A 20,667-nucleotide genomic window follows, 5' to 3' on the forward strand; every position below is an offset into this window, starting at 1 on the left:
AGCTGTCATGCGCATAGCCTTGTTCCAAGCCCTACCTGGCCCGCTGGATGTGCCTGGCAACCTGCAGCGGCTGCGCGATCAGGCTCAGTTGGCAGCCGGCCAGGGCGCGTCATTGCTGGTTTGCCCGGAAATGTTCCTGACCGGCTACAACATCGGCTCGGCTCAGGTGCAGCAACTGGCCGAAGCATGCGATGGCCCGTCAGCACAGCACATCGTGCAGACCGCGCGCACCTGCGGTATCGCCATCGCCTACGGCTATCCGGAACGGGATCCGAACGGTGCCGTTTTCAACAGTGTGCAATTGATCGCTGCCGATGGCCGCCGCCTTTGCAACTACCGCAAGACGCACCTGTTCGGCGAGCTCGATCGCACGATGTTCGAGCAAGGGCCGGATCACTTTCCGGTCGTCGAGCTGGACGGCTGGAAAGTCGGCCTGCTGATTTGCTACGACATCGAGTTCCCGGAAAATGCCCGTCGGCTGGCCTTGGCCGGCGCCGAACTGATCCTGGTCCCGACGGCCAACATGCAGCCCTACGACTTCGTTTGCCAAGTGACGGTGCGGGCACGGGCCCAGGAAAACCAGTGTTACCTGGTGTATGCCAACTACTGCGGCGCAGAAGACGCCATCGCCTATTGCGGACAAAGCAGCATCGTCGGCCCGGATGGCGGCGTATTGCGCATGGCAGGTCATGAAGAGTGCCTGCTGCTGGCCGAGCTGGAACAGCAAGCCGTGGTGCAGGGCCGTCGGGCCTTCCCCTACCTCACCGACCTGCGTCAGGCCTTACACGGACGAACGCCCCAGCAGGATCACTGACAGCGCACCGCTTGCAAGCTAGCATGGTCGGACCACACGGAGCCCCCATGCCTGACACCATCCGCCAGCTCACCCTTGCCAACGGCCTGCAGCTCAGCCTGCGCCACGCCCCTCGTCTCAAACGCGCGGCGGCGGCGCTCAGGGTGCACGCGGGCAGCCATGATGCCCCTGCCAAATGGCCTGGGCTGGCGCATTTTCTCGAGCACCTGTTTTTTCTGGGTACAACGCGCTATCCCCTGGAAGATGGCCTGATGCGCTACGTGCAGGCGCTCGGCGGCCAGGTCAATGCCAGCACCCGCGAGCGCACGACGGACTTCTTCTTCGAAACCCCGCCCACGGCCTTGGCGGGCGGTTTGATGCGGCTGTGCCAGATGCTGGCCGAGCCGGACCTGGCCATCGCCCGCCAACGCGACGAGCGCGAAGTGATCCACGCCGAATTCATCGCCTGGTCGCGTAGCCGCCAGGCCCAGACGCATCATGCCTTGCTGCAATCCGTTGCGCCGGGGCATCCGTTGCGGGCCTTCCAGGCCGGTAACCGTTATACCTTGCCGCTGCAAGACCCCACCTTCCAGCAAGCGTTGAGCGAGTTTCACCGAGGCTATTACCAGGGTGGTCAGATGGTGCTGGCGGTGAGCGGCCCTCAGTCCTTGGATGAGCTGGAACAGTTGGCCGTGCAATCCGCTCGACTATTCGGCAGCGGCACGCGCGTGTTACAGCGCCCTCCACCCCCATTGGGCACAAGCTGCAACCGGCAACTGTTCGCCCATGAGCAGATGCCGGCCGGCGCTGAGCAGGCCCTGGCGCTGCTGATCAGTTGTCTGAACGACAGTCGCCCCGGCATGTGGCTCGCGGCCGCGCGCCAGCACTGCGGGTTGCAGGCCATCAAGGTGGAAACGCTCTACGCCTTTGCCGGGCAGTTGCTCTGGCACATTGACCTTACGCTGGGCGCCGGTATGCCAACTGGGCAGGCCATGGCCCTGCTGCACGGCTGGTTCGGATACATGCAGAACGCGGATTTTGCGCAACTCAATCGAGAATTCGGGCGTTTGCAAAGGCGCCGTGAGCACAGCGCCAGCGCCATGGAACTGGCACGCAGGGACAGCGCAGGGCTTCCCTTCACCGCGCTCGATAAACAGGGGCAGCACGCCTTTGCTGCGCTTCTGGCGAGCTTGCCACGTTCGGACCTGGGCCGTTGGCAGTTCCCTTCGAGCGAGCCATTGCTGCACACGTGGTTGCCTGAAACCGGTGAGTGTTCGTTACCCGGCGGGCTGAGCATCAGTGACGCCTTGCCCACCGCGCGTCAGCACGCCGCCCTGCTTGTACGCTGGCAGGTGCCCCTTGCTTTGAAGGAATCACTGCATGCCGTTCTGGACCAGGCCCTTGCCCCACTCAAAGCGCGCTGTGAGCGCGCCTCGGTACAGCTACAGTTCAGCGGAGCGGGCCAGGGATGGGAGCTGCGCTGTGCAGGCGTAGCCTCGGCCGTGGTCACCGCCATCGGGATTGCCCTGCCCTTGTTGAAGGCCCCGCCGGCCGACTGTTGGGCTGACCGTGCTGGGCCACCCAGTGAACCCATGCCCATCAGGGCATTGCTGGAACAGTTGCCAAACGCCGTGGCAGGCCTCGACGTGCAAGCGGTGGCCGGGTCACGACAGAGCCAGCCCCAACTCGACAGGCTCTGGCAGCAGGTCACCTGGCACGGGCTGGCCGTCGGTTTCGATGCAGATGCACAGCAGGCACTGTCAGCCGTCCTGCAAGGCCTGCCCGGCCATGGCGGCGCGCCTGTTCCCGTTCCGCCGCTCACCCGTCGTTGGTACACGGTGGGCGGGTACGGCAGCGAACATGCCTTGCTGGTGTTCTGCCCTCTGCCAGCGGGCATGGAGGCAGCGGGCAGGCTGCTGGCTCACCTGCTGCAAGGCCCTGTCTATCAACGTCTGCGGGTCGAGCTGCAACTGGGCTATGCGGTGTTCAGCGCCTTGCGCCAGGTGGAGGGGGTGCACGGGCTGATGATCGGCGTTCAATCGCCTCACGCCAGCCCGGACATGATTCTGGAACAGGTGGTCACGCTATTGCGCGAGCGCGTCACGCTGGACGTTCCCTCGCAGCAACTGCTGGCCGATCAGTTCGATGAAGTGGTCATGAGCAATGTCGAGGTTGTGGAGTGGGCCTGGCAGACACACCTGGCTACACAACCCCGGACGCTAGATGACGTACGCAAGGCTATCCTCAACGTGCGGCAGCATGATCTGGAAAGGCTACAGGATGCATTGCTCGATGGGCAGGCGCCCTGGACCTGTCTGGCCAACGCTGCCGCGCCACCTGACTTTCAGGCGCAGCAGCGCGAGATTGTTGCACCTGGTGCAACGCTACTTTCCTGATACACAGTCTTCGGATGAACGGTTTTCTTGTAAGATAGCGCAACCCTGATTCAGGGAACCTCCTGCCTATGGCGGTACCCAAGTAGTAGTCAAGCGTTCCTCAAACCCATTCGGAAGGAGTAATCCCATGTGGACCAAACCTGCATACACTGACCTGCGTATCGGCTTCGAAGTCACCATGTACTTCGCCAACCGCTAAGCACGGCTTAGGGTACGACGCCTCGGCCTGCCGGGGCGTTTTCGTTTTTTGGACATGACTTTCCGCACAGCATAGAGAGCACCCATGTATATCCAGGTTCTCGGCTCGGCCGCCGGTGGCGGGTTTCCGCAGTGGAACTGCAACTGCGACAACTGCAAGGGCTTCAGGGACGGTACCCTGCGGGCCACTGCCCGCACCCAGTCATCCATCGCCCTGTCAGACGACGGTGTGCATTGGGTGTTGTGCAACGCTTCGCCAGACATTCGTGCACAGCTCCAGGCCTTCGCGCCCATGCAGCCTGCCCGAGGTCTGCGCGATACCGGCATAGACGCCATCATCCTGCTAGACAGCCAGATCGATCACACCACTGGCCTGCTCAGCCTGCGCGAAGGTTGCCCGCACCCGGTCTGGTGCACGGACATGGTCCACCAGGACCTGACCACCGGCTTTCCGCTGTTCACCATGCTCAGCCACTGGAACGGCGGCCTGCAATGGAACCGAATCGAGCTTGAAGGCAGTTTCGTCATCCAGGCCTGCCCTAACCTGCGGTTCACCCCTTTCCCGCTGCGCAGTGCGGCACCGCCCTATTCCCCACACCGCTTCGACCCGCACCCAGGCGACAACCTTGGCCTGCTGGTGGAGGACACCCGCACCGGTGGCAAGCTGTTCTATGCCCCGGGCCTTGGCCAGGTGGACGAGCAGTTGCTGGAGATGATGCAAGGCGCCGATTGTCTGCTGGTCGATGGCACCTTGTGGGAGGACGACGAGATGCAGCGCCGCGGGGTGGGCACGCGTACCGGCCGTGAAATGGGGCACCTGGCCCAGAACGGCGCCGGCGGCATGCTCGAAGTACTCGACGGCTTTGCGCGCCAGCGCAAAGTGCTCATCCACATCAACAACACCAACCCGATTCTCGACGAAGACTCACCCGAGCGCGCCGAAGTGCTGCGCCGCGGTGTGGAAGTAGCCTTCGACGGCATGAGCATCGAGTTGTAACGGGCCTGCCCGCCACCCCAGCCTTCCAGGAGCCAGCCGAATGAGCGATGCACTGCCAATGTCCCCTGCCGAGTTCGAGCAGGCCCTGCGCGCCAAGGGCGCCTACTACCACATTCACCATCCCTACCACGTAGCCATGTATGAAGGCCGTGCTACCCGCGAACAGATCCAGGGTTGGGTAGCCAACCGCTTCTATTACCAGGTCAACATCCCGATGAAGGACGCCGCCATCCTGGCCAATTGCCCGGATCGCGAGGTACGCCGGGAGTGGATACAGCGCTTGCTCGACCATGATGGCGCACCTGGTGAAGACGGCGGCATCGAAGCCTGGCTGCGCCTGGGCCAGGCGGTTGGCCTTGACCCTGAGCAGTTGCGCTCACAGGAATTGGTATTGCCGGGGGTGCGCTTTGCCGTGGATGCCTACGTGAATTTTGCCCGTCGCGCCAGTTGGCAGGAAGCGGCCAGCAGCTCGCTGACCGAACTCTTCGCCCCGCAGATCCACCAATCACGCCTGGACAGCTGGCCGCAGCACTACCCCTGGATCGACCCGGCAGGCTACGCGTATTTCCGCACGCGCCTTGGCCAGGCTCGCCGCGATGTTGAGCATGGCCTAGCCATTACCTTGCAGCACTACACCACCTGGGCTGGGCAGCAGCGTATGCTGGAAATCCTCCAGTTCAAGCTGGACATCCTGTGGAGCATGCTCGATGCCATGAGCATGGCCTATGAGCTGAACCGGCCGCCCTATCACTCCGTCACCCAGGAGCGGGTGTGGCATAAAGGAATCACTCTATGAAATTCGATCGTCAGCAAGTGCCCAGGTGGCGCCAGGGTTACCGCTTCCAGTACGAGCCTGCCCAGAAAGGCCATGTACTGCTCTACCCTGAAGGCATGATCAAGCTCAACGAGAGCGCCAGCCTGATCGGTGGGTTGATCGACGGCCAGCGCGATGTGGCAGCCATCATCGACGCACTCCAGCAGCAATTCCCCGATGTGCCGGAAGTGGCCGACGATATCGAGCAGTTCATGGAGGTGGCCCGTGCCGAACACTGGATCGAGCTTGCCTGAGCTACCGCCCACGCCCGAGGTCGGCCTGCCGCTGTGGCTGCTGGCCGAGTTGACCTACCGCTGCCCGCTGCAGTGCCCCTATTGCTCCAACCCCCTGGATTTCGCAGCCCAGGGCCAGGAGTTGAGCACTGCGCAGTGGTTCAAGGTCATGGCCCAGGCCCGCGAGATGGGCGCCGCGCAGATTGGGTTTTCCGGGGGCGAGCCGCTGGTTCGCCAGGACCTCGCCGAGCTGATCGCCGAGGCCCGCCGGCTGGGGTACTACACCAACCTGATTACCTCGGGTATCGGCTTGACCGAGGCGCGCATCGCCGCCTTCAAGCAGGCCGGCCTGGACCATATCCAGATCAGCTTCCAGGCCAGCGACGAGCAGGTGAACAACCTGCTGGCCGGTTCCCGAAAGGCGTTCGCACAGAAGTTGGAAATGGCCCGCGCCGTGAAGGCCCATGGTTACCCCATGGTGCTCAACTTCGTAACCCACCGGCACAACATCGACAAGATCGACCGCATCATCGAGTTGTGCATCGCCCTGGATGCGGATTTCGTCGAACTGGCCACGTGCCAGTTCTACGGTTGGGCGCACCTTAACCGGGTTGGGCTGTTGCCCACTCGTGATCAGCTGGAACGGGCCGAGCGGATAACCAACGAGTATCGCGACAAGCTCAAGGCCGAAGGCAACCCGTGCAAGCTGATCTTCGTCACGCCGGACTACTACGAAGAGCGGCCCAAGGCCTGCATGAACGGCTGGGGCAACCTGTTCCTGACCATCACCCCCGACGGCACCGCCCTGCCATGCCATGGGGCCCGTCAGTTGCCGGTGCAGTTCCCCAATGTGCGTGAGCATGACCTGCGACACATCTGGTATGAGTCGTTCGGTTTCAACCGCTTCCGTGGCTACCAGTGGATGCCGGAACCTTGCCGCTCCTGCGATGAAAAGGAGAAGGACTTTGGCGGCTGCCGCTGCCAGGCTTTCATGCTCACCGGTGATGCCAGCAATGCCGACCCGGTATGTGCCAAGTCGCCCGACCACGGCTTGATCCTCAAGGCCCGCGAGCAGGCGCAAAGCGCCGACCTCGCCATAGATCAGATGACTTTCCGAAATGAACGAAACTCCCGTGTCATCGCCCGAGGCTGAATTCACCGCCGCCCAGGCCGTCGCCGCCGGCACCGATTTCGCCGAACTCAAGGTCGGTGATGCCGGCCTGTTCTGGGTTGAATTTCGGCCGGCCGACGACGCTTGCCGCATCTGGCACTGGCATCATCACCAGGCACGTTGCCTGACCCCGGACGGCTTCAGTGTACGCAGCCGTGTCTACGAATATGGTGGGGGCAGTTTCTGCCTGGGCGGGGACGGCCTCGTGTTCGTCAACGAGAAGGACCAGCAGGTTTACACCCAGCCCTTGGACAACACGCCGCCGCGCCCCCTTACCCAGGACCCCGCCTGCCGCTATGGCGATGTGCAATGGCATGACGGGCAGGCTCTGGCTGTGGAGGAGCGCCATGGCGAAACCGTGGAGCACCGCCTGGTGGCTTTGGCCGAGGGGACGCGTCAGGTGCTGGCCGAAGGCGCCGATTTCTACGCCTCGCCCACGGTCAGCCCGGACGGGCAGCGCCTGGCCTGGATCGAATGGGACCGCCCGACGCAGCCGTGGACGGTAACGCGGCTGATGACCTGCCGTCGCGAGGCCAGCGGCCAATGGGGGGCAGCGCAAACGGTAGCAGCGGGCGATGAATCGCTGCAGCAACCTCGCTTCGATACGGCTAACCGCCTGTACTGCCTGTCCGATCGCAACAGTTTCTGGCAGCCGTGGGGTGAGCTTGATGGCAGCTGGCAAGCGCTGGCAAGCGAGCCTGCCGACCATGCCGCAGCACCGTGGCAACTGGGCGCCAGTACCTGGCTGGCACTCGGGCCACAGCATTACCTGGCCACTTGGTTCGAAGCAGGTTTCGGGCAACTGGGCCTGCGCACGCCCGATGGTCGCAGCGAGCGGTTCGCCAGCGCCTATACCCGCTTCCGCCACTTGGCCATGGACGCCACCTGCGTGTATGCCATCGCCGCCTCGCCTATCAGCCCTGCGGCGGTCATTGCGATTGCCCGTGACACCCATGAAGTGAACGTACTGGCCGGTGGCGCCGAGGTATTACCGGCGCATCGGATCAGCTTGCCCCAGTCATTTCATTGCGGGGCTGGAGAGGCGCTGGCCCATGGCTTTTTCTATCCGGCTGCCGGCAGTATCACGCCATCGCCGCTGATCGTCTTCGTTCACGGCGGCCCGACCTCGGCCTGCTATCCCGTGCTCGACCCGAGAATCCAGTTCTGGACCCACCGAGGCTTCGCCGTTGCCGACCTCAACTACCGCGGCAGTAGTGGCTATGGCCGTGAGTACCGCCGTGCCCTGCACCTGCGTTGGGGCCAAAGCGATGTAGAAGATGCCTGCTCAGCCGTCGAGCGTCTGGCTGCCGATGGCCTGATCGACAGGACCCAGGTGTTCATCCGGGGCGGCAGCGCCGGCGGCTACACCGCTCTTTGCGCACTGGCGTTCACGGACGTATTCCGGGCAGGCGCGAGCCTGTATGGCGTCAGCGACCCGGTGGCACTGGCGCGTGCCACGCACAAGTTCGAGGGTGACTACCTGGACTGGCTGATCGGTGATCCGGTCCAGGATGCCGAGCGCTACCGGCAGCGCACGCCGCTGCTGCACGCCGAGCGAATCAAGGTGCCGGTGGTGTTCTTTCAAGGGGAACTGGATGCGGTCGTGGTGCCAGAGCAGACCCGCGCCATGCTCGCAGCGCTCAATGCCAATGGCATCGAAGCCCAGGCACATTTCTACGAGGGCGAACGGCACGGGTTTCGCAAGGCCCGTAACCTGGAGCATGCGCTCGATCAGGAATGGCGATTCTACTGCAAGGTGCTTGAGCAGCATTAAGCCAGCGGCTCACGGCTATCCGTGAGCCGCACGGAATTCAGCGCCTGGCGATGATGTACACCGCGTGCACGATGCCTGGGATATAGCCCAGCAAGGTCAGCAGAATGTTCAGCCAGAAGGCTCCACCAAACCCCACCTGCAGAAACACGCCCAAGGGCGGCAGAATGATTGCGATGATAATCCGGATAATGTCCATGCGAGTCTCTCCGTAAGGGGTTACATCACAGACTCGCCGCCGCTTGCAGAGGTTCCACAGCCAAAAAAAACGCCCAGGGCCGAATGTGACAGGCCCGGGGCGGTGCGCAGAAACGCCAGACGGTTCGGTTTTACGTGGGTGGCCTAGGCGGGCATCTTTCGTCCCGAGGCCTGGACAGCGTGCAGTCGCGCGAACGCGCGCGAAAGCCTCAACAGCATTTCGTCGACATTGCCGCGGGTCACCGTTAGCGCCGGCGAGAACCGCAGCACATCGGCCTGGGGCGCACCGACCAGCAGGCACTCTTGCAATGCCGCACGCTCCAACGCCCGTGCCAGGGGATCACTGAGCTGCAACGTCCACAACAGCCCACTCCCGCAGACCTGGCCCTGGCCAAAGCGGCCCGCCAGGCGGCTAAGTCCCTCACGTAGATGACGGCCAGTGTCCTGCACGTGCTCGAGAAAGCCTGCATCCAGCACCGTCTTCAGGACTGCCAGGCCTGCTGCGGCCGTCACCGCATTGCTGTACCGGGCATCCGGCAGCCCTGCCAACGGCGAGCAGCAAGCGCTGTTGCGCACCAGCACAGCGGCAAGTGGCACACCCCCACCAAGGCCGGCACCCAGCACCAAGATGTCGGCTCGCACGCCGTACAGGGTTTCGGCCAGCAATGCACCGCAGCGGCCCATGCCTGTGCGCGCTTCATCAATAATCAGCAGAATGCCCAGCTCGCGGCAAAGGGCCTCAGCGCCCTTGAGGTATTCGGCGGTTGCAAGAACGATCGCACCCTGGCTTTGCAATGGTTCCAACACGATGGCTACCGTGCGCGACTCGACTGCGGCGTGCAGTGCAGCCAGGTCATTGAACGGCACATGGCTCAGATGGGCGTGTTCCGTTTTGCTATGGCTTGCACTGCTGGCCACAGGCGCACCGTATACGTCTTCCCCGCCCTGGCGGGCAACGATGATATGGCCCGCGCCGTGGCGGTGGCGTTCACCCCAGTGGCGAGCCAGGCGAATAGCGGCTTCATGTGCCTGTGCCGCGCTGTCGAAAAGCAGGGCACGTTCACTCCCGGTCGCTTGGCAGAGCTGGTCGCTCAATGCCAGAACGCCCTCGTGCGAGCGCCCCACACCCGGATTGATCAAGGCCTGAGCCTGGTTCGCCACCGCCTTGACGATCGACTCGGGGCTGTGCCCCAGCGTGTTGACCCCGTCGCCTTGGTTGAAGTCCAGACAGGCTTGGCCTTGGTCGTCCCAAAGCCACGCGCCTTGCCCTCTGATGAAAACAGGTGAGTCAGGGGCCTTGGCATCAATACGAGGCCGAGCGCGTGCTGGCTCAGGCAACGTTTCAGTCCCGACAGCACGCGCTGGACGGCGAAGGTTGAACAGGTTCATCGAAGTTATGCACGCTTGGATGATGGGCAGGGCTGGAACGGCCTTAATTGGAGTGAAATGCCGTGCCTATGGATAGGGAGTCGACCGTGGTAAGGATAAGGTCCTCGTAAAGCCTGTAACCCGTTGTTATACCGCGATAGACTAGGCGCCGGATGCTGATTCCGACATTTCGATTTAGCAGTATTTTCAATAAGTAGAACTTATGGATTTTCGCCAACTGCGTTATTTCGTCGCGGTCTACGAAGAAGGCCATGTCGGGCGTGCCGCCGAGCGCCTGTCATTGTCTCAGCCGGCCCTGTCTCAGCAGATTCGCCAGCTCGAGCATGGCCTGGACCTAAGCCTGTTCGAGCGCAGTAACAAGCGCCTGCTGCCTACACTGGCGGCGCACACCTTGTACAACCATGCCCTGCCCTTGCTCGATGGCTTGCAAAGGGCCCACGAGGCGATGCGAAACTTCAAGGGGCAGGCACTGCGAACCCTGGCGATCGGCGTCTTGCAAACGGTTCGGCCGAGCCTGGTACCGCAGCTTCTGGAACGACTGCGCAAGGCCCAGCCGCATCTGGTAGTGCAGATCTATGAGTTGTCGGGGTTGGAAATCGAGAAGCGCCTGATCAGCGGCACGCTGGACATCGGCATCAGCTACCTGCCCGCGCGCCAACCTGGGCTGCATGGCGTGTTGTTGTACGAGGACGAATTGCAGTTGGTCATCCCAGCGACCCACCCGCTCAAGGACTTCAAGAAGGTGTCGATCCGCCAGGCGGCGGAACTGCCCATGCTGATGCTGGGCGAGGAATTCCAGATGCGTCAGATCTGGCAGGCACAGCTGGCCAGCCAAGGTCGTCGCCCGCAGGTTCAGGCAGAAATGAATAACATGGCAGGCATTCTCGACAGCCTATCGCACACCTCACTGGCGACCATCCTGCCGGGGCGGGCCAAGGAAGCCGAACAGGCGCAGCAAGGGCTGCTGTGGAAGCCGTTGAGTGAACCCAGAGTGCCCTTGAAGGTAGGCCTGGTGTTCCGTGACGCTCAGCGTCAGCAGGCCTCAATAGAACTTCTGCGTGGCCTGCTCGAAGAAGAGACTGACTTGCGTGGACCGGCGGCTTCGCCACTCGATGCACTGGGCTGAACGTGACGCACAAGAAAAACCCCGCCGAGGCGGGGTTCTTCAGACTGTTTCCCTGTGACATCCGTATCGCCCCACCATCCTGGCAGGAAATCCTTCGTCGTCTTCCGTGATCTGTCCTATGCGCTTCCTGCGCAACGTCCATGGAATAAAGATAACCCTGGATCCAATCTGAGAACAGTGGTGAAAAGTCACCACGTGCTGTAGGAAAAGGCTTACAAAGGGTAATCATTCCTATCTCCACCCTTTGTAATGGCGCCCACCCTGAAGCAGGCGCCCTTAGCTACGGCCGTATCAACGTCTGCGCCAGTCCTAGAACTGCTCCGCATCCAGCAGGTACAGCGTTTCGCTACCCGCCTTGACCGAGGCGATGAGCGAGTCGACGCGCGGCAGCAAGCGAGCAAAATAGAAGCGTGCCGTGCCGAGCTTGCTTTGGTAGAACGCTTCATCACCCTCGCCTGCCAGGGCAGCCTGGGCCATCAATGCCCACATGTAGGCATAGGCGACATAGCCGAAGGCATGCAGGTATTCAACCGACGCTGCCCCGATCTCGTTCGGATTGCCCTTGGCTTGTTGCAGCACCCAGTCGGTCACACCGTCCAGCTGGTCGAGCGCGGCGCCTAGGGGAGCGGTAAACGCAGCCATGTCAGCCCCGGCACCGGCAATGAACTGACGCACTTCGTCGGAGAACAACTGGTAGTACGCGCCACCACTGGCCACCACCTTGCGGCCCATCAAGTCCAGCGCCTGGATACCATTGGTGCCTTCGTAGATTTGGGTAATGCGCACATCGCGCACCAGCTGCTCCTGCCCCCATTCGCGGATATACCCGTGCCCACCGAACACTTGCTGGCCGTGAAGGGTGCACTCAAGGCCCAGGTCCGTCAGAAATGCCTTGGCCACAGGGGTTAACAGCGCGACCAATTCTTCGCTGCGCTTGCGTACGGCACTGTCTTGCGCGTATTTGGCGCTGTCCAGCTGCATGGCCACGTAGCTGGAAAACGCCCGCCCGCCCTCGGTCAGCGCCTTCATGGTCAGCAGCATGCGCCGCACATCCGGGTGCACGATGATCGGGTCAGCAGGCTTTTCCTTGGCTTGCGGCCCAGTCGGCGCACGACTTTGCAGGCGCTCGCGGGCATAGTCGACAGCATTCTGATAAGAGCGCTCGGCCGAGGCGAGCCCCTGGATACCAACGCCAAGCCGCTCGTAGTTCATCATGGTGAACATCGCGGCCAGGCCCTTGTTGGGCTCCCCAACGATGTAGCCGACCGCCTCGTCGAAATTCATCACGCAGGTGGCCGAGGCCTGGATACCCATCTTGTGCTCGATGGACCCGCAGGTCGCCGGGTTGCGGGCACCCAGGCTGCCGTCGTCGTTGACCAGGAATTTGGGGACCAGAAACAGGGAGATCCCCTTGGGGCCCGCCGGTGCGTCCGGTAGCTTGGCCAGGACCAGATGAATGATGTTCTCGGTCAGGTCGTGCTCGCCACCGGTGATGAAGATCTTGGTGCCGGTCACCCGGTAGCTGCCGTCAGCCTGAGGCTCGGCCTTGGTTCGGATCATGCCAAGGTCAGTGCCCGCATGGGGTTCGGTCAGGCACATGGAGCCTGCCCACAGACCTGAATACATGTTCGGCAAATACGTGTGCTTGAGCGCCTCGTCGGCGTGCGCGTTGATCGACAGGCAGGCGCCTGCGGTGAGCATGGGGTACAAGCCAAACGACAGGCTGGCTGCGTTGACCATCTCCTCGACCTGGGCCGATACCGCCTTGGGCATGCCCATGCCGCCGAAGGCTGGATCACCACCCACGCCTACCCAACCACCTTGAGCATAGGTGTCATAGGCTTCGATGAACCCCGCGGGCGTATGCACCGCGCCACTGTCCCAGCGGCAGCCTTCCTCGTCGGCAGCGCGGCTGAGCGGTGCGATGCTGCGTGCAGTGACCTTGCCCGCCTCTTCAAGCACCGCCATGGCCGTTTCGACATCGACCAACTCGGCCAAGCCCGGCAGCTGCGCCCACTGCTGGCCTACGTTGAAGACTTCATTCAGTACGAAGCGCATGTCGCGCAGGGGCGCTTTATATTCAGCCATGACAACCTCTCGCTGGTCAGGACGGGCGGCGATGAGTACCGCAGCACGGGTAGTAGGACCAGTGTAACCGAACAACTTTTACGACACATAGGGTCATCAACAGACTGTAGAGTCAGCAATGGTCACGCTTCCCGCACCGCTCCACGACGGTTTCTCAGGCCGTGAACCATCAAACAATTGCGCCCTGCGGCCTTGGCAGCGTAAAGCGCCTGGTCGGCAGCCTTGAGCACCTCATCAACGCTACGGTTGTCGCCCTGCCGCTCGGCCACACCCAGGCTGATGGTCACCGTAACCGTGTCGCCACTGCTGCCCGCGCGGCGCTGGCGCCCGGTGATGTCATCCAGCGGACGCGCACTTTGGTCACGCAAGTGCATGCCATAGCCTGCGATCGCCTCTCGAACCGCTTCCAGATGCGGCACGCACTGCTCGGCCGTCTTGCCCGCGAACACCACGGCGAACTCTTCGCCGCCGTAGCGATAGGCGCGGCCTCCCCCTTTGACCTTGCCAAGCCGGCTGGCGACGAGGCGCAATACCTGGTCGCCGACATCATGCCCGTGGGTATCGTTGAAGCGCTTGAAATGGTCCACGTCGGCCATGGCAATCACATAGGAGCGCCCTAGTCGCTGCAGGCGCTCATTGAGCGCGCGACGGCCCGGCAACCCGGTGAGCTCGTCACGAAATGCCATCTGGTACGCTTCATGGGCGACTGCCGTGGCAATCATCAGCATGACCTGACTGCACATGATGTTAAGCGTGAAGGGCAACACGAACGTCTTGGGCAGCATCCAGAAAATACCGATCAGGCCCACGATCAAGGCGCCATGCAGGGGCCTGGGCGCACGCAGGTACTGCACGACGAGTAGCGCCAGCATGCCCATGAACACCGGGTAAGCCAGCTGAATCAGGCTCATCCACTGGCCGTGCAGGACCGGCCAGCGGATTTCCGCCAGGCTGGCCAGCAACGCCTCGGGAAAGCTTTGCTCGAAGCCTGCCGCCACCGCGGCCGTGGCCACCAGCACCGCACACCGGGCGACCAGGTCCTGGAGCAGATGCAAGCGCTCCTGCCAGATGCCATAAAGGCCATACAACGCCGGTAGTAGCAGGCACACCAGGTGGAAGATCACGGCAGCGTCTTCACGAACGCGGCCGTTGTACCGGTAGAAGTCGGTCTGGGTATCGAGCAGGAAATAGGCGATGTACACCGTGAGCATTAGAAACAGCTCCCGCTGGCGCCTGTATACCGCGCAATAGGCGCCGCCCATCAACAGCACGAGGGTTGGCAAAACATTGAAAAGCGACGTGAAGAAAACGCTGAGGTCCTTGACGTAAGCCGCAGCCAAGCCTGCCCCCAGCAAGACGAGAGAGGGTACGAAATGGCTTGCGCGAACAGCGTCAAGGCGAAGCAAAGGCAATTCCAACCTGGCAGACCAATAGTGGCATTGTGCCCTTAGTTGATCGGCCATTCACCTGTACACTTGAGCACCTTTGCTATTGACTTGCGCCAGACATAAAAAACCGTCTGCCGGAGCAGACGGTTCGCGTACAACCTGAGGTAACTCAGTAAGCCAGGCCGAAGTGTTCTTCGTCCATGGCCATCAGGTTGTCCGCACCGGACAGCATGGCAGCCACATGCGTGCGGGTGCGCGGCAGGATGCGCTGGAAGTAGAAGCGTGCCGTCTGCAGCTTGGCGGTGTAGAACGCCGCTTCACTGGTACCTGCTGCCAGCTTTTCGGCAGCCAACCGGGCGATGTCGGCCCAGAAGTAAGCCAGGCAGGCGTAGCCGGAGTACATGAGGTAGTCCACCGAGGCCGCGCCAACTTCCTCACGGTCCTTCATGGCGGCCATGCCTATCTTCATGGTCAGCTCACCCCATTCCTTGTTCAACGCAGCCAGGGGCTGAACGAACTCGTTGACGGCTTCGTTGCCTTCCTGCGACTGGCAGAACTTGTGCACGATCTTGGTAAAGCCCTTCAGGGCCTCGCCTTGGGTCATCAGCACCTTGCGGCCCAGCAAGTCCAGGGCCTGGATACCTGTGGTGCCCTCGTACAGCATGGAAATACGGCTGTCACGAACGTTCTGCTCCATGCCCCACTCGGCGATGAAGCCGTGCCCACCGTAGACCTGAACCCCATGGTTGGCAGCCTCGAAGCCTACTTCGGTCATGAAGGCCTTGGCGATTGGGGTCAGGAACGCCAGCAAGGCATCGGCCTTCTTGCGCTCTTCCTCGTCCTGGCTGTACTTGACGATGTCCACCTGCTTGGCGGTGAAGTACACCATCGCACGGGTGCCTTCGGCAAAGGCCTTCATGGTCAAGAGCATACGACGCACATCCGGGTGGACGATGATCGGGTCGGCGGCCTTCTCAGGCGCCTTGGGCCCGGTCAGCGAACGCATTTGCAGGCGCTCGCGGGCATACTTCAAGCCACCCTGGAAGGCCACTTCGGCATGGGCCAGACCTTGCAGCGCAGTACCCAGGCGTGCCGTGTTCATGAAGGTGAACATGCAGTTCAGGCCTTTGTTGGCCGGGCCAATCAGGTAACCAGTGGCTGCGTCGAAGTTCATCACGCAAGTGGCATTGCCATGGATGCCCATCTTGTGCTCAAGGGAGCCGCAGCTCACACCATTGCGCTCACCCGCTGCGCCTTCGGCGTTAGGCAGGAACTTCGGCACGATGAACAGGGAAATACCCTTGGTACCAGCCGGTGCATCAGGCAGGCGTGCCAGCACGATGTGCACGATGTTCTCGGCCATGTCGTGCTCACCAGCCGAAATGAAGATCTTGGTACCGCTGACTTTGTAGCTGCCGTCGGCCTGGGGTTCGGCCTTGGTGCGCAGCATGCCCAGGTCGGTGCCGCAATGGGGTTCGGTCAGGCACATGGTGCCGGTCCACTCACCCGAAACCAGCTTGGTCAGGTAGGTGTGCTGCTGTTCGGCAGTACCGTGGGCCGAGATCGTGTTCATCGCGCCGTGGGACAAGCCTGGGTACATGCCCCAGGACCAGTTGGCACCGCCTACCATTTCGCTCAGGGCCAGGCCCAGCGACTCGGGCAGGCCCTGACCACCATGCTCCACATCGTGCGCCAGGCTTGGCCAGCCGCCTTCGACGAACTGCTGGTAGGCTTCCTTGAAACCGGTCGGCGTCTTCACGCCCGACTCGCTCCAGGTGCAACCTTCCTGATCGCCTACGCGGTTGAGCGGCGACAGTACCTGCTCACAGAACTTCGCACCTTCCTCGAGGATCGCGTCCACCATGTCGGGCGTGGCGTCCTGACAGCCTGGCAGGCTTTGATAGTGCGCCTCGTAGCCGAGCAGTTCGTCACGCACGAAGCGAATATCACGCAGGGGGGCTTTGTAGTCAGGCATGGCGATGAACCTCTAGGTGAGTTCTGTGGGGGACCGGCACACGCGGCAGGGTCTATCAAACAGTTGTTTGAAACTTACGTTTACCGCTGCCGGATGTCAAGAAGGCCCCACGATGCCATTTACGCCACGAAAAATGACGAATCTGCCATCCGCACACATGCCTGCGTCCCTGCAGGGAACGAGGATACTTCAAGCGGAGAAGAGGAAACGAGGCAGTGCAAGCTTCCGAGCGTTGCGTGTCAGGCGAGAACGCGCTATCGACCGTCAGGCATAGGTGTCGATGATACGACCCAGCATTTCGTCGGATGCCTTGACGACTTTGGCGCCAAGCTCGACTTCGGTTCTGCCCAAGGCCATTTGCACGGTGCTGGTGGCCATGTCCATTTGCTGACTTCTGTCGACGGCACGCCGCCGCTCGGCCTGAAAGTCACTCGATTGACTGGTGGCGGAACGTTCGGCGGTGGAGTTGGCGATCTGGCTGGCGGCCTGGTCGACGCGATTCTGACCAGTGTGAATGGCGCCTAGGCCGGCGTAGAAGGCGGAGCTACCGGTGATTTCCATGTCAGGACTCCATCGACACTGGATGACGGTGAGGCCCCATTAAAGCAAGCCAGCCACAAAAAAACCCGTTTAAATCGCTAATGGCTCGGTGCCACTTGATAGACCTTGACCATGCCAGCGTCGGGTAACCTTCATACGCTCGACCCTATCCGCAGCGCAGGTACGCGCAGGTTATGCCAGCAGGTCCAGCTGCAAATGCTCGGCCACCTTGTCCGCCGTGGCTTGCTTGAGCTTGGGCACACGGCCCAGACAAGGCGCTGGCAGCCGTTCAGCCAGGCTGGCCAGGTTATCTTCGAGCCGCGACGTTCTTGGCTCGATGATGTTCGCCACCCATCCGGCGAGCTGTAGTCCGTCACGCTCGATGGCTTCGGCACTGAGCAGCGCGTGGCTGATGCAACCCAGCCTTACCCCTACCACCAGGATGACCGGCAGCTTCAATGCAACGGCCAGGTCGGACAGGTTCTCAAGGCCCGAGAGCGGCACCCGCCAGCCACCGGCACCCTCGATCAAGGTGAAATCGGCCTGCTGCTCCAATACCGTGTGCATGTCTGCCAGCAACTTCGCCACCGCCAGCGTCACACCGGCCTCCCGCGCGGCGACATGGGGGGCGATGGCTGGCTCGAAGGCGAATGGGTTGACCTGCTCGTAGGCGAGCTTGATGGTGCTTTCGTCGATGAGCGCCAAGGCGTCGCTGTTGCGCAAGCCCTTGGCTGTCATGTTGCAGCCCGATGCCACCGGCTTGGCGCCCAGGGTGCTCAACCCCTGCAACTTCGCTGCATGCAGAAGACCGGCGGCAATGGTGGTCTTGCCGACATCGGTGTCAGTTCCGGCAATGAAATACGCCTGACTCATGAAGTACTCCTATGCCACAGGTTTGCGCAGCACGCCGTAGACCACTTGATAAGTGGCAGGCAGCCCTTGTGGCTGGCGATAGGCTTCGTATGCCTGGAGCATACCCTGTAGACGGGCGCGTCCGGTGAGCCCGGCGGGACGACCCGGGTTGAGATTGTGTGCCCCCAGTGCTTTGAGCTCATGGGTCAATGTGCGCACGTCCGCATAATGCAATACATGCGGCAACTGTTGCAGGGTCAGCGTCTCGAGCGTGCTGGCTGCACATGAATGTTGGTATTCGTCGAAGCGCCTGAAGCGGTTGACATGCACTTGGCCATCCACGGCCTGCCAACTGCCGCGCAATTCATCCAGCGTACCCACGCACAGGCTGCTGAAGGCCAGGACACCGCCCGGTCGCAAGATACGCAACGCTTCATCCAGCACTTGGGCGAAATGGTTGCACCACTGCACGGCCAGGCTGGAAAAGACGAGATCGACGCAACCCTCGCCCAGCGGCAGGCGCTCGGCATCGCCGACGATGTAGCACTGGGCGCCATCGGCTCGACCGCGAGCATGGCGCAGCATGCCTTCGGCGATGTCCACGGCGATACCGCTTGCAGGCCCGTAACGCTCTGCAAGCGCCCGGCTGAAATGGCCCGTGCCACTGCCCAGGTCCAGCCAGCGAGACGGCTCGAGGTCAGATGGCAGCATCGTCAACAGGTTCATGCCGACCGCACGCTGCAGGGCTGCCACGCTGTCATAGCTGGCGGCCGCACGCGAAAACGACGCGGCCACCTGGCGTTTATCGGGCAAGGCGCCAGGCAAACCTGGCTGGGATAGGTCAGTCATCGCCACTCTCATGCAGAAAACTTTTGATACCGCTGGCCAGTTCTTGTGGATACTCGAGCACAAACGCATGGGAACTGTCTTCCACAAGGCCGACTTCCACGTCAGGCAACAGCTCGCTCAACCCCTGCGCAGCTTCGGCTGGCACCAAGGCATCTGCGCCGGCAAAAAGGTGAAGCTGCGGGCCGGCGAATGCCTCGAGGGCTGCGCGGGTATCCAGCAGCGCCAGTACCTGCAGCGCCGTAGCCAGGTACAGCGGGTCCGTGTCTGGAACGCCTACGCCCAGCTGCCGAAGCAATGTGCGCGGTTGCATCGCCCCATCGCTGCACAGGGTGCGAAAGCGCTTGAGCGTGACCGAAGGATGGCTGCGACAACCATCCAGAAACGTTCCGAAGGTGTCTTCGGCCATCCCGTGAGGCCAATCGGCACGGGCCACGAAACTGGGGTTGCTGGCCAGGGTGAGCAAGCCGCAGCAGTGGTCGCCGCGCTTGTCGGCCAGGGCACTGGCCAGCATGCCGCCCAATGACCACCCCCCAAGCCACACATCGTGGGGTACCTTGCGATCCAGGTGGTCGACCCACCCCTGCACATCACAGTGATCCAGCTCCGGCAAGGGCATCAGCGTCACCTCAAGCCCAGGGTCCTGGGCGCGCAGGCTGGCTGCAAGCGGCTCAAGGGAAGCGGTTCCCAGGCCCCAGCCTGGTAGCAGTACGAGTCGGTTACGCATCGGCGCGCTCCAGCTGTGGATAACACTCTGCCAATGCATTCAACAATAGCTGCACCTGGGCTGCCGTGTGGGCGGCGCTCAAGGTAACGCGCAATCGCGCACTACCGACCGCCACCGTAGGTGGCCGGATAGCCGTCACCAACAGGCCGCGCTCACGCAGTAACCGCGACAGGCGAAGCGCTTGAGCGCTGTCACCGATGACAATCGGCTGGATCGGCGTCTGGCTCTCCATCAGGCGCAAGCCCAGTTGTTCTGCGCCCTCGCGAAATTGTTGTATCAGTGCCGCCAGGTGCTCGCGCCGCCAGGCCTGTGTCCGCACCAGCTCAAGGCTCTTGAGGGTGGCGCAGGCCAAAGCGGGCGGCTGACTGGTGGTGTAGATGTAGGGCCGGGCGAACTGGATCAGCGCCTCGATCAGCGCTTCACTGCCTGCCACGAACGCACCCGCCGTACCGCACGCCTTGCCCAGCGTACCCACCAGTACCGGGACATCGTCCACGCCAAGGCCATAGTGCTCGACGACCCCACCGCCGCCCGCACCCAGGGTGCCCAGGCCGTGGGCATCGTCCACCATCAGCCAGGCGTCGCGCGCACGGGCCGCCTGGGCCAGCGCCGGCAGATCGGCTACATCACCGTCCATGCTGAACACGCCATCGGTCACGACCAGCGCATTGCCTGTAGCCTTGGCCAGACGGTCACTCAGGCTGCCAACATCATTGTGCAGGTAACGGCTGAAGCGCGCGCCGCTAAGCAGGCCGCCGTCGAGCAACGAGGCATGGTTCAGGCGGTCCTGCAACACCGTATCGCCCTTGCCCACCAAAGCGGTGATCACCCCCAGGTTGGCCATGTAGCCGGTGGAGAACAGCAGCGCTCGCGGCCGCCCGGTTAGTTCGGCCAATGCTTCCTCAAGTTGGTGGTGTGCCGTGGTGTGGCCTATGACCAGGTGCGAAGCCCCCCCACCTACACCCCAGCGATCGGCACCCGCCTGCCAGGCAGCGACCACGTCGGGGTGATTCGCCAGGCCCAGGTAATCGTTGCTGCAGAAGGCCAGCAGCGGCTGGCCATCGACCACCAGCCTTGGCCCTTGTGGGCCTTCCAGCAAGGGGCGCTGTCGGTAAAGGTCCGCCGCGCGCCGTTCGGCCAGCCGCGCGGCCAGGTCGAAGGCCAT

General features: G+C 62.5%; 19 protein-coding genes. 9 read left to right on the forward strand and 10 right to left on the reverse strand.

Going from position 1 to position 20,667, the window contains the following annotated elements; all coding sequences use genetic code 11:
- Positions 1 to 7 precede the first annotated feature (7 nt).
- From ACF8R3_RS05735 to ACF8R3_RS05770, 8 genes are all read left to right on the forward strand, one after another.
- Positions 8 to 814: a carbon-nitrogen hydrolase family protein gene (locus tag ACF8R3_RS05735; protein WP_058639103.1), complete on the forward strand. Its 807-nt coding sequence runs from the start codon at positions 8 to 10 to the stop codon at positions 812 to 814.
- A 47-nt stretch (positions 815 to 861) separates the two neighbouring features.
- Positions 862 to 3,189: a pyrroloquinoline quinone biosynthesis protein PqqF gene (pqqF, locus tag ACF8R3_RS05740; protein WP_392515174.1), complete on the forward strand. Its 2,328-nt coding sequence runs from the start codon at positions 862 to 864 to the stop codon at positions 3,187 to 3,189.
- A gap of 127 nt (positions 3,190 to 3,316) precedes the next feature.
- A complete protein-coding gene (gene pqqA / locus ACF8R3_RS05745) occupies positions 3,317 to 3,388 on the forward strand; it encodes a pyrroloquinoline quinone precursor peptide PqqA (protein WP_003243383.1) in 72 nt (23 codons plus the stop codon).
- Between the two features lie 84 nt (positions 3,389 to 3,472).
- A complete protein-coding gene (pqqB, locus tag ACF8R3_RS05750) occupies positions 3,473 to 4,384 on the forward strand; it encodes a pyrroloquinoline quinone biosynthesis protein PqqB (RefSeq protein ID WP_078479231.1) in 912 nt (303 codons plus the stop codon).
- 40 nt (positions 4,385 to 4,424) lie between these two features.
- Positions 4,425 to 5,180, forward strand: a complete 756-nt coding sequence (gene pqqC / locus ACF8R3_RS05755; protein WP_023532576.1) for a pyrroloquinoline-quinone synthase PqqC — start codon at positions 4,425 to 4,427, stop codon at positions 5,178 to 5,180.
- Positions 5,177 to 5,452 (forward strand): pyrroloquinoline quinone biosynthesis peptide chaperone PqqD, encoded by a 276-nt coding sequence (gene pqqD / locus ACF8R3_RS05760; protein WP_058603019.1) that lies wholly within the window; start codon positions 5,177 to 5,179, stop codon positions 5,450 to 5,452. Before pqqC ends, pqqD begins: the two co-directional genes overlap by 4 nt.
- On the forward strand, positions 5,424 to 6,584 hold the full coding sequence (gene pqqE, locus ACF8R3_RS05765) for a pyrroloquinoline quinone biosynthesis protein PqqE (RefSeq protein ID WP_058603018.1): 1,161 nt from the start codon (positions 5,424 to 5,426) through the stop codon (positions 6,582 to 6,584). The genes pqqD and pqqE overlap by 29 nt, the downstream gene beginning before the upstream one ends.
- Positions 6,550 to 8,376: a S9 family peptidase gene (locus ACF8R3_RS05770; RefSeq protein WP_392515176.1), complete on the forward strand. Its 1,827-nt coding sequence runs from the start codon at positions 6,550 to 6,552 to the stop codon at positions 8,374 to 8,376. Before pqqE ends, ACF8R3_RS05770 begins: the two co-directional genes overlap by 35 nt.
- 37 nt (positions 8,377 to 8,413) lie before the next feature.
- Here ACF8R3_RS05770 and ACF8R3_RS05775 read toward each other — a convergent pair whose 3' ends face one another.
- Both ACF8R3_RS05775 and ACF8R3_RS05780 read right to left on the reverse strand, forming a co-directional pair.
- Positions 8,414 to 8,572 (reverse strand): YqaE/Pmp3 family membrane protein, encoded by a 159-nt coding sequence (locus tag ACF8R3_RS05775; protein WP_023532725.1) that lies wholly within the window; start codon positions 8,570 to 8,572, stop codon positions 8,414 to 8,416.
- Between the two features lie 143 nt (positions 8,573 to 8,715).
- Positions 8,716 to 9,960 (reverse strand): aminotransferase class III-fold pyridoxal phosphate-dependent enzyme, encoded by a 1,245-nt coding sequence (locus ACF8R3_RS05780; RefSeq protein ID WP_392515178.1) that lies wholly within the window; start codon positions 9,958 to 9,960, stop codon positions 8,716 to 8,718.
- A gap of 202 nt (positions 9,961 to 10,162) precedes the next feature.
- Here ACF8R3_RS05780 and ACF8R3_RS05785 point away from each other — a divergent pair, with 202 nt between their 5' ends.
- Positions 10,163 to 11,086, forward strand: coding sequence for a LysR family transcriptional regulator (locus ACF8R3_RS05785; protein WP_058603015.1), 924 nt, complete (start codon positions 10,163 to 10,165; stop codon positions 11,084 to 11,086).
- Positions 11,087 to 11,395: 309 nt separating this feature from the next.
- On the opposite strand, the gene ACF8R3_RS05790 is transcribed toward ACF8R3_RS05785, so the two are convergent.
- From ACF8R3_RS05790 to bioF, 8 genes are all read right to left on the reverse strand, one after another.
- Complete coding sequence (locus tag ACF8R3_RS05790; RefSeq protein ID WP_392515181.1) at positions 11,396 to 13,174, reverse strand: acyl-CoA dehydrogenase C-terminal domain-containing protein; 1,779 nt, start codon at positions 13,172 to 13,174, stop codon at positions 11,396 to 11,398.
- Between the two features lie 122 nt (positions 13,175 to 13,296).
- Positions 13,297 to 14,580, reverse strand: coding sequence for a diguanylate cyclase (locus ACF8R3_RS05795; RefSeq protein ID WP_196121326.1), 1,284 nt, complete (start codon positions 14,578 to 14,580; stop codon positions 13,297 to 13,299).
- A 151-nt stretch (positions 14,581 to 14,731) separates the two neighbouring features.
- Positions 14,732 to 16,537 (reverse strand): phenylacyl-CoA dehydrogenase, encoded by a 1,806-nt coding sequence (locus tag ACF8R3_RS05800; protein WP_392515183.1) that lies wholly within the window; start codon positions 16,535 to 16,537, stop codon positions 14,732 to 14,734.
- A gap of 264 nt (positions 16,538 to 16,801) precedes the next feature.
- Positions 16,802 to 17,098, reverse strand: coding sequence for a pyrroloquinoline quinone biosynthesis protein PqqE (locus ACF8R3_RS05805; RefSeq protein ID WP_392515185.1), 297 nt, complete (start codon positions 17,096 to 17,098; stop codon positions 16,802 to 16,804).
- Positions 17,099 to 17,269: 171 nt separating this feature from the next.
- Entirely contained in the window at positions 17,270 to 17,950 is a 681-nt protein-coding gene (gene bioD / locus ACF8R3_RS05810; RefSeq protein ID WP_058639092.1) for a dethiobiotin synthase, read from the reverse strand.
- Between the two features lie 9 nt (positions 17,951 to 17,959).
- A complete protein-coding gene (gene bioC, locus ACF8R3_RS05815) occupies positions 17,960 to 18,778 on the reverse strand; it encodes a malonyl-ACP O-methyltransferase BioC (RefSeq protein WP_058639091.1) in 819 nt (272 codons plus the stop codon).
- Positions 18,771 to 19,502: an alpha/beta fold hydrolase gene (locus ACF8R3_RS05820; RefSeq protein WP_392515187.1), complete on the reverse strand. Its 732-nt coding sequence runs from the start codon at positions 19,500 to 19,502 to the stop codon at positions 18,771 to 18,773. Before ACF8R3_RS05820 ends, bioC begins: the two co-directional genes overlap by 8 nt.
- Positions 19,495 to 20,667: an 8-amino-7-oxononanoate synthase gene (bioF, locus tag ACF8R3_RS05825; protein ID WP_392515189.1), complete on the reverse strand. Its 1,173-nt coding sequence runs from the start codon at positions 20,665 to 20,667 to the stop codon at positions 19,495 to 19,497. Before bioF ends, ACF8R3_RS05820 begins: the two co-directional genes overlap by 8 nt.

The sequence above is a fragment of the Pseudomonas sp. FYR_7 genome (assembly GCF_043106155.1).
Lineage (GTDB): Bacteria > Pseudomonadota > Gammaproteobacteria > Pseudomonadales > Pseudomonadaceae > Aquipseudomonas > Aquipseudomonas parafulva_B.